The organism is Faecalibacillus sp. TM498 (assembly GCF_020589955.1).
Lineage (GTDB): Bacteria > Bacillota_I > Bacilli_A > Erysipelotrichales > Coprobacillaceae > Faecalibacillus > Faecalibacillus intestinalis.
This window is the reverse complement of the sequence record NZ_JAJDKB010000144.1, coordinates 1-529: the sequence shown is the minus strand read 5'-3', so window position 1 is coordinate 529 and position 529 is coordinate 1. Positions and strand designations below refer to the sequence as shown.

General features: G+C 28.9%; 1 pseudogene. It reads left to right on the top strand.

The window, feature by feature from the left end:
• Nucleotides 1-149 precede the first annotated feature (149 nt).
• A pseudogene (locus LJD32_RS15060) lies at nt 150-529 on the top strand (ISL3 family transposase); the annotation flags it as partial.

Here is a 529-nt window from a genome sequence, read left to right as displayed (position 1 = left end):
CAACTTTGGGGGTCTACTTTAGGGGACAACTTTAGGGGGATGGACTTCTAATAATTGTCATTGAAAAACAACAGCTAGAATTCTGGCTGTTGTTTCTTTTTATAGTTCGTTTATCATTGATATTGTCTAGATACTATGAAAGGAACTATATGAATAATGATATCATGAAATTTTTAAACATTGAAGATAAAGACATAATTATCTCTAAGATTTTAATTGATGGAAATACTAAGATAATTTATTTAGAAAAGACTCTCAAAGTCGAATATTGCCCTGCCTGTTCTTCTAGAATGCATTCAAAAGGAAAATATATTAGAAAAATAAATCATCCTATCCTACAAGATGGCTATCAATTAAAACTTATTGTAACTCAAAGAAAATGGAGATGTACCAATCCTCAATGTAATCTTTACTTCAATGATCAGTTTAACTTTATTAGTAAATATAAACAGTCATCTAATATTACTCCTTATATGATCCTTAATGAAATGAAGAATATACATATCTCTACTGCAGATGTCGCTAGAAA